Source organism: [Muricauda] lutisoli (nom. illeg.) (assembly GCF_017313105.1).
Taxonomy (GTDB): Bacteria; Bacteroidota; Bacteroidia; order Flavobacteriales; family Flavobacteriaceae; genus Flagellimonas; species Flagellimonas lutisoli.
Window position 1 is genome coordinate 1 of the sequence record NZ_JAFLND010000001.1, and the last position, 13,621, is coordinate 13,621.

The 13,621-nt window shown below is 41.9% G+C and carries 9 protein-coding genes; 5 read left to right on the forward strand and 4 right to left on the reverse strand.

Going from position 1 to position 13,621, the window contains the following annotated elements; translation table 11 throughout:
- Positions 1–130 precede the first annotated feature (130 nt).
- The 4 genes from J0X13_RS00005 to J0X13_RS00020 form a co-directional block, all read right to left on the reverse strand.
- A complete protein-coding gene (locus J0X13_RS00005; protein ID WP_207069472.1) occupies positions 131–1,072 on the reverse strand; it encodes a hypothetical protein in 942 nt (313 codons plus the stop codon).
- Between the two features lie 235 nt (positions 1,073–1,307).
- On the reverse strand, positions 1,308–2,774 hold the full coding sequence (locus tag J0X13_RS00010; protein ID WP_207069473.1) for a glutamate synthase subunit beta: 1,467 nt from the start codon (positions 2,772–2,774) through the stop codon (positions 1,308–1,310).
- Between the two features lie 8 nt (positions 2,775–2,782).
- Positions 2,783–7,288 carry a glutamate synthase large subunit gene (gltB, locus tag J0X13_RS00015; RefSeq protein WP_207069474.1) on the reverse strand — a complete coding sequence of 1,502 codons (4,506 nt, stop codon included), beginning with the start codon at positions 7,286–7,288 and terminating at the stop codon, positions 2,783–2,785.
- Positions 7,289–7,596: 308 nt separating this feature from the next.
- On the reverse strand, positions 7,597–8,739 hold the full coding sequence (locus tag J0X13_RS00020; RefSeq protein WP_207069475.1) for an acyl-CoA dehydrogenase: 1,143 nt from the start codon (positions 8,737–8,739) through the stop codon (positions 7,597–7,599).
- Positions 8,740–8,975: 236 nt separating this feature from the next.
- On the opposite strand from J0X13_RS00020, the gene nhaD reads away from it, so the two are divergent.
- From nhaD to J0X13_RS00045, 5 genes are read left to right on the forward strand one after another with little or no spacing between them, the layout of a single operon-like run.
- Positions 8,976–10,361, forward strand: coding sequence for a sodium:proton antiporter NhaD (gene nhaD, locus J0X13_RS00025; protein ID WP_207069476.1), 1,386 nt, complete (start codon positions 8,976–8,978; stop codon positions 10,359–10,361).
- A gap of 57 nt (positions 10,362–10,418) precedes the next feature.
- Positions 10,419–11,111: a MotA/TolQ/ExbB proton channel family protein gene (locus tag J0X13_RS00030; RefSeq protein ID WP_207030409.1), complete on the forward strand. Its 693-nt coding sequence runs from the start codon at positions 10,419–10,421 to the stop codon at positions 11,109–11,111.
- A 10-nt stretch (positions 11,112–11,121) separates the two neighbouring features.
- A complete protein-coding gene (locus tag J0X13_RS00035) occupies positions 11,122–11,508 on the forward strand; it encodes an ExbD/TolR family protein (protein ID WP_014032087.1) in 387 nt (128 codons plus the stop codon).
- Positions 11,508–12,386 (forward strand): energy transducer TonB, encoded by an 879-nt coding sequence (locus J0X13_RS00040; RefSeq protein ID WP_207069477.1) that lies wholly within the window; start codon positions 11,508–11,510, stop codon positions 12,384–12,386. Before J0X13_RS00035 ends, J0X13_RS00040 begins: the two co-directional genes overlap by 1 nt.
- The gene (locus J0X13_RS00045; RefSeq protein WP_207069478.1) at positions 12,386–13,597 is read left to right on the forward strand and encodes a bifunctional folylpolyglutamate synthase/dihydrofolate synthase; all 1,212 of its coding nucleotides are present in this window, start codon (positions 12,386–12,388) and stop codon (positions 13,595–13,597) included. The genes J0X13_RS00040 and J0X13_RS00045 overlap by 1 nt, the downstream gene beginning before the upstream one ends.
- Positions 13,598–13,621: the final 24 nt, after the last annotated feature.

Sequence of the window (13,621 nt, forward strand, 5' to 3'; positions counted from 1 at the left end):
ACAGGGAAGTTAAGCCCGTTTGCGCCGATGGTACTGCCACACCAGGTGGGAGAGTAGGTCGCCGCCTTCCTCAAAGCCCGATACATTGCGTATCGGGCTTTTTTGTTTTTATATGGTATCTTTATTCTGGTTAGTCGATTGAAAACTTGTAAAGAAGTTTCTTTTCATCAGCAGCAGGAACTTCCGAAATAAGGACATATTTTCCTGGAGTTAAGTCTGCTTCAAAAAAACCCTTGCTCTCTGCTGGTAAGTTGTTCATGCCACCCAAAAATGTAAAACCCTCGGGCGCAGGTGTACGTAGCCCTCTTGGATCCATCCAATTCATCCATTGAACCAAAGAGTCTAAGGAAGCTGTATTGTCATACCGTACCAGATTTACATCATGTCCTACAAAATTTTCGTAAACTTTTTGGTCTATGAAATTGGTCTGGAATATTTGGTTACCGGATGAAAGGCTATCCTTTAGTATAAGGCCGCCGGTACTTGAAATATCTATGTTCGCTGTTGGTGTGGGAGGGGTCAGTTCGGTAGTTTTATTGGATACTATTATTTCTTTCAACATGCCATGCGAGGTGTGCCATTCCCCATTGAACATTTTTACATAACATTCCATCATATAACGCCCAGGTTCCAAATAAACGGTGCTCTTTACCGTATGTTTAGGGGATACAAGTCCTGTTCCTCCCAAAAATTTTACTTGTTGAAACCATTCCGGTATTTTTCCAAAAGCGGCCATTGCGCTATCCATTTTATTTTCCATGATCAGTCTCATACCATCATCAAAAGGGGGAAGTAGCTCAGCTTTTGTATTTTCTATGGTAATCCCTTCTGGATAAAGGTCCATCATAATAAAATGAACTTCTTGCGATTGATTTTCGTAGATAAAGGTGTTCCAACCAGAATAAAGGGTGTCCGCAACAAAGAATTCCATACTTTTTGTGCTTACATTCACCTTGCCAAGCTCCAATGAAGTTTTTTGTGGAGTTGTAGTCTCTTCCTTTCTTTCTTTTTCTTTGCTTTTGCATGCGACAAGCGTCATTAGTACCAAAGAAATTGCAAATAAATTTTTCATAAGTAATGTATTAATAGGTTAGTTATTCTATTTTAATACATAGCAAAGTAGAAAGGTTTCGTAGGGTAAGAGGCTCCCTTTAATATACAAACTATAAATTAATCAAAGGTTTAAGAGTGTGTGGATGGCCCGTTTAGCTTTGTATTTGTATAGTCCTGCGTAGCTGTAAAAAAAATGCTCCTCGCAGTCTAACACTTTGAGGAGCTCGTGAGTTTAGTTAAGATTCACGTGATATTTATACTCTTGGTAAATCCCCTTCGCCTTTTAAGGGCAAATAGGATTCTCCCATTAAATATTTATCTACATAGTGGGCAGCTTGTCTTCCTTCTGAAATAGCCCAAACAATAAGCGATTGACCTCTTCTTTGGTCACCGGCTGCAAAAACTCCGGGCACATTTGTTTTATAATCTGCTACCGAAGCTTTAATGTTGGTTCTTGAATCCATTTCAAGGTTTAGTTGGTCGGCAACCGTAGTCTCCGACCCTGTAAAGCCGAGTGCCAATAGAACCAAATCACATTTCCATTCTTTCTCTGTGCCCTCTACTTCTTTCAGCATGGGTCTTTGGCCAGGTTGCTTGATCCATTCAACTTCTACCGTTACCAAGCCTGTTAAATTTCCGTCTTTATCTGTATTGAATCTTTTGGTGGAAATGCTGAATACACGTTCAGCTCCTTCCTTGTGTGAAGAACTGGTGCGTAAACGCATGGGCCAAAAAGGCCAAGGTTGTCCTTCAGGGCGTTCCGTAGTACCCTTTGGCATAATTTCAAAATTGGTCACGGATGTGGCTCCTTGTCGTATGGAAGTACCTATACAGTCGGAACCGGTATCCCCACCACCGATAACGATTACTTTTTTGCCTTTGGCGGAAATGTCTTCACCTTTAAAAGGAATGCCGTCCACTTTACGGTTGTTCTGTGGCAAGAAGTCCATCGCTTGAACTACGCCCTTGGCATCTGCTCCCTGAACAGGAAGGCTTCGTCTGACCGTAGCTCCACCACATAGTACAATGGAGTCAAACTCATTCTGAAGTTCTTTTGCCGTAACGTCCACTCCAACATGAATACCGGTTTTAAACTCAATACCCTCTTGTTCCATAATTTCCAACCGCCTATCGATAACATTTTTTTCCATTTTAAAATCTGGAATACCATATCTAAGAAGGCCACCAGGTTTTTCATCTCTTTCGAAGACCGTAACCGTATGACCTGCACGATTCAATTGTTGTGCTGCAGCTAGACCTGCCGGCCCAGAACCTACAACCGCCACCTTTTTATCGGTTCTGTTCATTGGAGGTTCCGGTTTTATCCACCCATTCTTAAAGGCAGTCTCCACAATGTTCTTTTCAATGTTTTCGATGGAAACCGGAGGTTCATTTATTCCCAACACACAGGCTTCTTCGCAAGGTGCGGGACATAATCTTCCCGTGAATTCCGGAAAATTATTGGTTGAATGTAGAATTTCGGCAGCTTTCTCCCATTTTCCTTTATACACGGCATCGTTAAAATCTGGAATCAAATTACCCAGTGGACACCCACTGTGGCAAAATGGGATCCCACAATCCATGCAACGTGCACCTTGGTTCTTTAATTCACTTTCCTTTAAAGGCTTTGTAAATTCCTTATAGTTTTTGATACGTTCTTTGACAGGGGCGTATGCTTCATCCTTCCTATCAAATTCCAAAAATCCTGTAATCTTTCCCATGTCTCAAATTATAAGGTTTGCATTTTTTCTTGTTCCAATCTGATAAGTGCTTGACGGTATTCTTCAGGGAATACTTTAATGAATTTTGGAAGACATTTTTCCCAATTTTCAAGAATACTTTGTGCCAATGGACTTAATGTTGCATTGTAATGGTTTTCAATCAAATCCTTCAATTGTTGGATATCGTTGTCCTCATCAACAGGAAGAAGGTTCAAATGGTCTCCATTACAGTTTTGTCTGAATGTGTTGTCCTTATCATATACGTAGGCGATTCCACCGCTCATACCAGCGCCGAAGTTTCTTCCAACGGAACCTAAGATAACGGCAACCCCACCGGTCATATATTCGCATCCGTGATCCCCTATGCCTTCAACCACGGCTTTGGCACCGGAGTTTCTTACGCAGAAACGCTCTCCTGCTTTACCGTTGATATAGGCTTCACCAGAGGTTGCTCCGTATAGTGTTACGTTTCCGGTAATAATGTTCTCTTCTGGTTTTATTGTAGACTTAAAAGGCACTTTAATGACCAATTTGGCCCCAGAGAGTCCTTTTCCAAGGTAATCGTTGGTGTTTCCGTTGACGACCATGGTCAGACCTTTGGTGGCAAAGGCTCCAAAACTTTGTCCGGCAGAACCTGTAAAGTTCAACTTGAGCGTATTTTCCGGTAATCCATCTGCGCCATAAATTTTGGAAATCTCGTTACTGATGATGGCACCCACAGCTCTATCCGTGTTGTGGATAGGGAAGTCCAAAATGGTCTTTTCTTTCCTGAACAAAGCGGGGTGTGCCTTACCGATGATTTCAAACTCTATGGATTTATCTATCTCATGATATTGTTTTTCCGTATTGTGGAACTTGGTGCCTTGGGGCACATCAATTTGATAGAGTATTGGAGTCAAGTCGATTCCGGCAGCTTTGTAATGTTCAATTGCTTTTTTTCTGTCCAGTTTTTGAACTTGTCCGACCATTTCATTTAAAGTTCTAAAACCAAGTTTGGCCATGATTTCACGAAGTTCTTGGGCTACAAAATACATGTAGTTGACCACGTGCTCAGGTTTTCCTTCAAACTTTTTCCGCAGTTCGGGATTCTGTGTGGCAATACCCACGGGACAAGTGTTCAAATGGCAAACGCGCATCATCACACAACCTGATGCTACAAGCGGTGCCGTGGCAAATCCAAATTCTTCTGCACCTAATAAACATGCAATGGCAACATCACGTCCGGTTTTCAACTGTCCGTCACATTCCAAGGTTATCCTGTTACGCAAATCGTTCAGGACCAAAGTTTGTTGGGCCTCCGCTATTCCAAGTTCCCAAGGTAGACCGGCATGCTTCAAAGAGGTCAGTGGAGATGCACCGGTACCTCCATCAAACCCGGAGATTAAAATAACGTCCGCTTTTGCTTTAGCAACACCAGCAGCAACTGTTCCTACGCCGACCTCAGAGACTAACTTTACATTGATTCGGGCTTCTCGGTTCGCTGATTTTAAATCATAAATCAACTGTGACAAATCTTCAATGGAATAAATGTCGTGGTGGGGTGGTGGTGAAATCAACCCTACATACGGTGTTGAGTTTCTGGTTTTGGCGATAGCAGGGTTCACTTTTGGACCGGGAAGCTGGCCACCCTCCCCTGGTTTTGCTCCTTGGGCCATTTTGATCTGTATTTCCTGTGCGCTGGTCAGGTAGTTGGATGTTACTCCAAACCTACCAGAAGCTACCTGCTTAATGGCACTGTTTCGCCAATCGCCAGTTTGACTTTTATAGAAACGAGCCGAATCCTCTCCTCCTTCTCCTGAATTACTCTTTCCTCCAATTCGGTTCATGGCAATCGCAAGATTTTCGTGGGCCTCCTTGCTGATACTTCCATAGGACATGGCCCCGGTTTTAAACCTTTTTACAATTTCTGTCCAAGGTTCAACTTCTTCAATGGGAATGGGGTCGTAGTTCGAAAACTCGAACAGTCCGCGGATGGTCATTAGGTGTTTGGATTGCTCATTGACCAATTTGGAATACTCTTTATAAGTTTCCGGCTCGTTATTGCGTACCGATTTTTGAAGCATGGCGACACTTAATGGATTGAACATGTGCTTCTCGCCATTTCTTCTCCATCGATACTCTCCACCAACCTCAATATCGAGATTGGCTGCTATTTCCTGTGCTAGGAACGCCTTTTTATGGCGTTTGGTCACTTCTTTTTCTATTTCGTAAAGCCCGATTCCCTGAATACGGGTCGGGGTATTGGGGAAATATTTGTCCACTACGGTGGTATTGATCCCAATACACTCGAACAATTGGGAGCCCCTGTACGAGTTGAGGGTGGATATCCCTATTTTGTTCATCACTTTCAGAATACCTTTTCCTATGGCTTTATTATAGTTTTTAACGGCCTCCTCAAAAGTGTAATCGGTAATATTGTTCTCTTCAATTTGCTCGCCGATGATTTCATTTACCAAATACGGGTTGATGGCACTTGCCCCAAAACCAAATAATAAGGCAAAATGGTGTACTTCTCTTGGTTCTGCAGATTCTATAATGATGCTCAATTTTGAACGCTTACCCAATTTTCTGAGTCCACTGTTTACATAGGAACAAGCTAGAAGAGCTGGAATTGGGGCCATTTCGGCACTTACCATCCTATCGGATAGAATAATGATGTTCGCGTCTTCATCAATGGCTTTGGAGGCTTGCTTAAGAATGGAGTCCAAGGCCTCTTCCAATCCGTTGTGCCCTTTATTGATTTCGTAGAGCATGGAAATGGATACTACCTTATAATCTGGACTGGCATCGTAATTTTTGATTTTGTCCAAATCCTCCTTGGAGATTACCGGGTTTTGGATTTTCAGTTTTCGGCAGTGAAGCTCAGAAAAGTCAAATATGTTATGATCGCTGCCCAGTGTAAGACTGATATCGGTAATCAATTCCTCGCGAATACCATCCAAAGGTGGATTGGTTACTTGGGCAAATAATTGCTTAAAGTAATTATAGATCAACTGTGGGCGTTCGGAAAGAACAGCGATGGGTGTATCCGACCCCATGGAACCAATGGGTTCCTTCCCATTTTCTGCCATGGGCATAATAATGGTATTGATGTCTTCCTGTGTATAGCCAAACGCAGTTCTTCGGGTTTGCAAAGGGAATTCCCCAAAGAAAACGGGACAATCGTTATAAGGAATATCCCTTAAGTGTACCAAATTGTCCTTCAACCACTTTTTATAGGGATGTTTTTTTGCAATGTGCTCTTTTATTTCCTCGTCGTTTACGATTCTTCCTTCTTCCATATTCACCAAGAACATTTTTCCCGGTTCCAATCTACCGTGGAATTCAATATCTTCTGGTTCAAGTTCAACTACACCGGTTTCCGAGGACATGATTACATATCCTTGCTTGGTCACGGAGTATCTTGATGGACGTAGGCCATTCCTATCCAGTACCGCTCCTATGTAGTTGCCGTCCGTAAATGGAATGGAAGCAGGTCCGTCCCATGGTTCCATTAAACAGGAGTTGTATTCGTAAAATGCCCGTTTAGCTTCGGACATATCGGGATTTTTCTCCCAGGCTTCCGGAACAAGCATCATCATCACCTCAGGTAGGGAGCGGCCTGTCATCAACAATAGCTCCACTACCATATCCATACTCGCGGAATCCGATTTTGCAGGTAGTACTATAGGAAGTATTTTTTTGATGTCCTCACCGAACCAATCGCTCTCCATAAGTTCTTCCCTAGAGCGCATACGGGAAACATTTCCTCTTAATGTATTGATCTCTCCGTTATGGCACATATACCTAAAAGGTTGTGCCAAATCCCACATAGGAAAGGTGTTTGTGGAAAACCTTTGGTGAACCAATGCCAAACGGGTAACCACTCTGGGGTCCAAGAGGTCTTCATAATACTTACTGATATCTTTGGGGACCAATAATCCCTTAAATATGATGATTTTGGTAGAGAGACTGGGAAGGTAGAAGAATTCACTTTCCGATAATTTACTTTCTATTACGGTATGTTCTGTGATTTTACGTGCAATGAAAAGATTAAGGTTGAATTGAAAATCATCCAAGGCTTCTCCTTTACCAACAAAAACCTGCATTACGTAAGGTTCGGTTTCGGCAGCTATACGTCCGGGAACGGAGCGGTTCACGGGCACGTCTCTCCAGCCCAATAATTCAAGCCCTTGTTTTTGGATGTTTTCTTCAAAAACTTTGATGCAAAAGTCCCGTTGGTTTTCTTTTTGAGGTAGAAATACGTTTCCTACTGCGTATTCACCAGCTTTGGGCAAATCAAAAGGACAGGCATCTACAAAAAAGTCATGGGGTATATCAATTAATATACCTGCACCATCCCCAGTTTTACCATCGGCACTCACAGCTCCTCGGTGTTCCAATTTATCAAGGATTTCGAGGGCCTTGTGGATTATATCGTTGGACTTTATTCCTTTTAGGCTGCAGATGAAACCTGCACCACAGTTATCATGCTCAAATTCTGGTAAGTATAAACCTTGTTTCTCCAATCTCATCATTAACGTATTTCTTCAAAAATATCAAAATCAATGAATAAAGTACAAGGTTTTTATTGATTATCAGATAAATAATCAACGTAACGTTTGCAAGGTTAAAAAAAATTCAATTTAGGAATATATGGAATGCTAAATTGTCATTATCTCAAATTGAGTAATAAAATTACGCGCTTCCCTAGCTTGAAAAGCCTTTTTTAGGTATAAATGGGTTGTTTGGCGAAGAAATCCTTCTTAAAAAGAAGGGAGTTTGGAGAATAAAAATATGTTTTAAAAAAAGACCCCCTCCAAAAAGAGGGGGTCTTGAATATTTAATCTTTAAGAATGCTTCTGGAAATAACAATTTTCTGAATTTCCGAAGTGCCTTCATAGATTTGCGTGATTTTGGCATCACGCATCAAACGTTCGACATGGTATTCCTTAACATATCCATTACCTCCATGGATCTGCACCGCTTCAATAGCCGTTTCCATCGCGACTTCAGAAGCGTAGAGTTTGGCCATGGCCCCTGAAAGGGTATAATCGTTTCCTGTATCTTTATCGCATGCTGCTTGATATACCAAATGGCGAGCTGCCTGTATTTTGGTATGCATGTCGGCCAATTTAAAGGCAATAGCTTGATGGTTGGCGATCTCGGTGCCAAATGCTTTTCGTTGTTTTGAGTATTCCAGTGCAAGTTCATAGGCTCCTGCTGCTATTCCCAGTGCCTGTGCTGCAATCCCAATTCTTCCGCCAGCCAATGTTTTCATGGCAAACTTAAATCCGAAACCGTCTTCACCTATGCGATTTTCTTTGGGAACTTTTACATCATTGAACATTAAGGAGTGGGTGTCACTTCCTCTAATCCCCAATTTGTTCTCTTTTGGTCCTATATCAAATCCTTCCGCATCTTTCTCAACAATTAGGGCATTTATACCACGATGACCTTTATCTCTGTCTGTTTGTGCAATTACCAGATATACTTCGGCTTGGTTTCCGTTGGTTATCCAGTTTTTTGTTCCATTTAATAGGTAATGGTCGCCTTTATCAATGGCGGTTGTTTTTTGTGAAGTTGCATCGCTTCCCGCTTCTGGTTCGGACAAGCAGAATGCCCCGATAATTTCACCGGAAGCCAAGCGTGTAAGGTATTTTTCTTTTTGTTCTTCAGTTCCGTAGGTTTCCAATCCCCAGCAAACCAAAGAGTTGTTTACCGATACCATAACCGAGGCCGAAGCATCAATTTTGGATAATTCCTCCATGGCCAAAACATAGGATAGGGTGTCAAGTCCGCTCCCACCATATTTTTCGTTGACCATCATGCCCATAAATCCAAGGTCTGACATTTTTTTTACAAGTTCCCCAGGAAACTTTTGAGTTTCGTCGCGCTCAATTACTCCAGGTAGAAGCTCATTTTGGGCAAAATCTTTTGCCGCTTGTTGTATCATTAACTGTTCTTCGGAAAGTGTGAAATCCATAAAACTGAATAATATTTAAAAACTACCTACAAATATAGCTTTACAATATTAATTTTCTATGGATAAGTGCAAATAAATGAGAATGATTGAATTTTTAACTGTTTTTTTGAAAAGCAGTTTTTCTTGTTTGCATATTTTTATGCCGATAAGATTATGCGGAAATATTCATTTTGAATATCTTTAGCAATTCAGATAACTACTCAAAAATATTATTCCTTAATTAAACCAAGCTTAACATGGAAACCCTTTTAGTTGTCATTTTTGTAATTGGATATTTGGCAATTACCCTAGAACATAATTTAAAAATAGATAAACTTATTCCGGCTTTGGCCATGATGGCCATCTTATGGGCGCTGATGGCTTTTGGAATCGATAGTTTTACCACTTGGTTCGATTCTGGAAATCATGAACTGCTCGAAAACTTTGGCGCCTTCGGGCACGAAGAAAAGATGGAGCTCATGGAAGAAACATTGCTGCACCATTTGGGTAAAACCGCCGAAATTTTGGTTTTCCTTCTTGGAGCAATGACCATTGTTGAAATTATCGACTATTTTGATGGTTTTGCTACCATAAAATCTTTTGTAAAGACAAGGAGCAAAAAGAAAATTCTTTGGATTTTCTCTTTCTTGGCATTTATACTTTCTGCGATAATCGATAACCTAACGGCGACGATCGTACTTATTTCCATCCTTCAAAAAATTGTGAAGGACAGGGATGTAAGACTTTGGTATGCGGGTCTTATTATTATTGCTGCGAACGCTGGTGGTGCATGGTCGCCAATTGGTGATGTTACCACCACAATGCTTTGGATCGGAGATAAGGTTTCTACAGCAATGCTTATCGAACATTTATTGATACCTTCTTTGGTCTGTATGTTTATTCCATCACTCATAGCATCGTTCCTACCCGCATTTAAAGGTGAAATAGATATGGAGGAAGAGGAAGGAACACAGTCAAAATTTGGTCCCACTATGTTATATCTTGGATTGGGAGCCATTGTTTTTGTGCCTGTTTTTAAAACGGTGACACATTTGCCACCATATGTAGGTATGATGTTGTCCTTGGCCGTTGTGGCAACTTTTGCCGAGATATACAGTAATAAAAAGATTTCAATTTCATCCGTGGACCAAGAGAGCGATGCGCATGCTCATCACAGTCCGGTGCATAGTGCCTTGACCAAAATTGAGCTCCCCAGTATTTTATTCTTCCTGGGTATTTTGATGGCGGTAGCCGCTCTGGAATCTTTGGGGCTGCTATTCAATTTTGCCGAAGGATTGAAACAGGGTATGCCACTTATGGGTACTGAAATGGCAGGAACACGAGTATCCGATTTAGTGGTGATATTATTAGGTGTTGGTTCTGCAATTATTGATAATGTACCATTGGTTGCAGCAAGTTTGGGGATGTTCTCCGAGCCTTTGGATGATCAATTGTGGCATTTTATAGCCTATTCTGCGGGAACAGGTGGTAGTATGCTTATTATTGGTTCTGCAGCTGGTGTTGTTGCTATGGGAATGGAGAAAATTGATTTCTTCTGGTATCTTAAGAAAATATCGTGGCTGGCCTTTGTAGGCTTCATTGCAGGAGCTATTTCCTTCATGGTAATACGATATTTGTTCTAAAAAATACTTTAGTTCAAAAATCTCCGTTATAATTGCAACTTAAATTGGGGATTTTATATGAATATTTTTCAAGAAGTAACGGAAGGTGCTGAGGCCACTGCCTCAATTTCCGAAGAAAAGACCTTGTCCGTCATTGATCTTATTGTCAACGGAGGAACAGGAAGTGTCATTATAATTATGGTACTTTTTGTTCTTCTGTTTGTAGCGATGTACATTTATTTTGAACGTATTTTTGCCATCAAGGCAGCGTCCAAAATAGATAAGAACTTCATGAACCAGATTCGTGATCATATCATGAACGGGAAATTGGAGGCTGCAAAACTACTCTGTGCACAAACGGATTCTCCCGTAGCACGACTCACAGAAAAAGGGGTGGCCAGAATTGGAAAACCCTTGGATGACATCAATACGGCCATTGAGAATGCAGGTACACTGGAAGTGTACAAACTCGAAAAAAACGTTAGTGTTTTGGCGACGGTTGCAGGTGCTGCACCCATGATTGGTTTCTTGGGGACCGTAATTGGTATGATTTTGGCATTCCATGAAATGGCAAGTAGTGGGGGCCAGGCAGAAATGGGCTCCTTGGCGTCAGGTATTTATACTGCTATGACCACAACGGTTGCTGGCCTTGTAGTCGGTATTATCGCTTACATCGGTTATAACCACTTGGTGGTGAGAACGGATAAGGTGGTGCACCAAATGGAAGCAAATGCGGTACAGTTTTTGGACTTGTTGAACGAACCTATTTAATCCTTTAGCCATGAAACTGAAGGGAAGAAACAAAATTAGCCCTGAATTTAGCATGTCATCCATGACGGACATCGTGTTTCTGTTATTGGTGTTTTTTATGCTAACGTCCAATGCGCCAAATGCATTGGATTTGCTGTTGCCGAAAGCAAAAGGGAAATCGACGAACACTCAAAATGTTTCGGTTACCATAGACAAGGACCTGAAATACTTTGTGAACAACGAGCAGATCAACAAAGAATACATTGAAATTGAATTAAAAAAGGCACTTGAAGGTCAAGAGAAGCCAACAATCATCCTCAGGGCAGAAGAAAACGTTGCCATTAAAGAAGCAGTCAACGTAATGGACATTGCCAATAGGAACAGTTACAAGGTTATCTTGGCGGTGCGGCCAAAATAATGTCCTTTTTAGATACGAGACACAAGAAAAAATCATTTACGCTTACAACACTTTTGTTAAGCGCACTCCTTCTATTGCTTTTTTATATTGGATTAACATACCTCGACCCTCCCATTGAAAATGGTATTGCCGTTAATTTTGGGACCATGGAATATGGAAGTGGGGAAGTGCAGCCTACGGAACCCATTCGCTCCGAACCTAGAGAAGTCGAAAGTCAGCCTGAACCCCAAGAAGTGGTCGAACCTGCCGAACCAGAAGAAACGGTTGTTGAGGAAGCTCCGGTCGAGGAGGTATTGACAAGCAACGATGAAGAGACCATCAAACTAAGACAACAGGAGGAAGCCAAACGAAAAGCCGAGGAAGAAGCGGAAAAAGCGAAGGCCGAAGCAGAACGTATTGCCAGGGAAAAGCGTGAGGCCGAAGAGCGTAAACGACAAGAGCAAGAAGCAAAAAAGAAAAGTGTGGATGCCCTAATTGGTGGCATCGGTAAATCGGATGGTACCACTACAGGTAGTGAAGGTGATGATGATAGGGCCGGTGACAAAGGCCAACCAGATGGCGATCCCTATGCTACATCTTACTATGGATCACCAGGAACCGGAACAGGTGGATATGGCCTGAGCGGTAGATCTTTGGCCAATAAGGGCAAAGTGCAGCAAGAATGTAATGAGGAGGGCAGGGTAGTCGTCCGGATTGTTGTGGACAGAAGCGGCAATGTGATCAAAGCGCAACCTGGGGTCAAGGGTACTACCAACAATGCACCCTGTCTTTTGGAGCCAGCTCGTAAAACCGCTATGCTCCATAGATGGAACCCTGATTCCAACGCACCTGCACAGCAAATTGGTTTTGTGGTGGTCAACTTTAAACTGGGACAGTAGTGACCTATAAGGAAACGTTGGACTGGATGTTCGGACAACTTCCGATGTACCAGCAAAAAGGTGCTGCGGCGTTCAATGCAAAGCTGGACAACATCGTCCAACTTTGCAATGTACTGGACAATCCCGAGAAAAAATTTAAAAGTATTCATGTAGCTGGCACCAATGGAAAAGGTTCCAGTAGCCATATGTTGGCTTCCATACTTCAAGAAGCAGGTTATAAGGTCGGGCTATATACTTCTCCTCACTTAAAGGATTTCAGGGAGCGTATTAAAATAAACGGAAAGGTTGTCAGTAAAAAATTCGTAACCGATTTTATAGCACAACACCGACTTTATTTTGAGTACCACAAGCTTTCCTTTTTTGAGATGACCGTGGGCATGGCATTCAGTTATTTTGCAGCGGAAGAAGTGGATATCGCTGTGATCGAGGTTGGTTTGGGCGGACGTTTGGATTCTACCAACATTATAACTCCCGAAGTGTCCTTGATCACCAATATAGGTATGGACCATACGCAGTTTTTGGGTGATACTTTGGAGAAGATTGCCTTGGAAAAGGCGGGCATCATCAAACGAAAAGTTCCTGTGGTCGTTAGTGAGACCCAGCCAGAGACCCAAATGATTTTTAACCTAATTGCCCATCAGCTAAAGTCCCATATTGTTTTTGCGGATGTCAATCCTGCAAAAGGATACAAAACTGATTTGCTTGGAGAATATCAACAAAAGAACATCAATGGGGTAGTGGCAACCATTCATCAATTGAAAGGTTTTGATGTTCCAGAGGAGGCAATTACCGCGGGACTTAAAAAAGTTGTCCAAAATACGGGCTTGCTCGGAAGGTGGCAAGTGCTGCAACAACACCCATTGGTGGTTTGCGATACGGCCCATAATAAGGAGGGGCTTCAACTTGTACTGGAACAGGTTAAAAAGCAATCTTATGAAAAACTTCATATTGTGCTTGGGTTTGTAAATGATAAAGATGTAAATGCATTGCTTTCGCTTTTTCCAAAAGATGCGGCATATTACTTTGTAAGACCGAGTATTCCCAGGGGTATGGATGCTCTGAAGCTTCAGGAACTTGCAGAGGGGCAAGGACTTAGGGGAAAGGTTTGCAAGTCGGTAAAAAAAGGATTTAAAAAAGCTTTGACAAAAGCGAATGACAACGATATGATTTATATTGGAGGCAGTACTTTTGTTGTGGCAGAAGTAGTGTAATTTTTTTTCATTTTTTGTTTTTTA

Excerpts from the sequence above, each read along its gene's own strand:
- J0X13_RS00040 (WP_207069477.1), top strand. The coding sequence starts at position 11,508 with ATGTCCTTTTTAGATACGAGACACAAGAAAAAATCATTTACGCTTACA.
- J0X13_RS00005 (WP_207069472.1), bottom strand. The coding sequence starts at position 1,072 with ATGAAAAATTTATTTGCAATTTCTTTGGTACTAATGACGCTTGTCGCA.
- J0X13_RS00020 (WP_207069475.1), bottom strand. The coding sequence starts at position 8,739 with ATGGATTTCACACTTTCCGAAGAACAGTTAATGATACAACAAGCGGCA.
- gltB (WP_207069474.1), bottom strand. The coding sequence starts at position 7,288 with ATGAGATTGGAGAAACAAGGTTTATACTTACCAGAATTTGAGCATGAT.
- nhaD (WP_207069476.1), top strand. The coding sequence starts at position 8,976 with ATGGAAACCCTTTTAGTTGTCATTTTTGTAATTGGATATTTGGCAATT.
- J0X13_RS00030 (WP_207030409.1), top strand. The coding sequence starts at position 10,419 with ATGAATATTTTTCAAGAAGTAACGGAAGGTGCTGAGGCCACTGCCTCA.
- J0X13_RS00010 (WP_207069473.1), bottom strand. The coding sequence starts at position 2,774 with ATGGGAAAGATTACAGGATTTTTGGAATTTGATAGGAAGGATGAAGCA.
- J0X13_RS00035 (WP_014032087.1), top strand. The coding sequence starts at position 11,122 with ATGAAACTGAAGGGAAGAAACAAAATTAGCCCTGAATTTAGCATGTCA.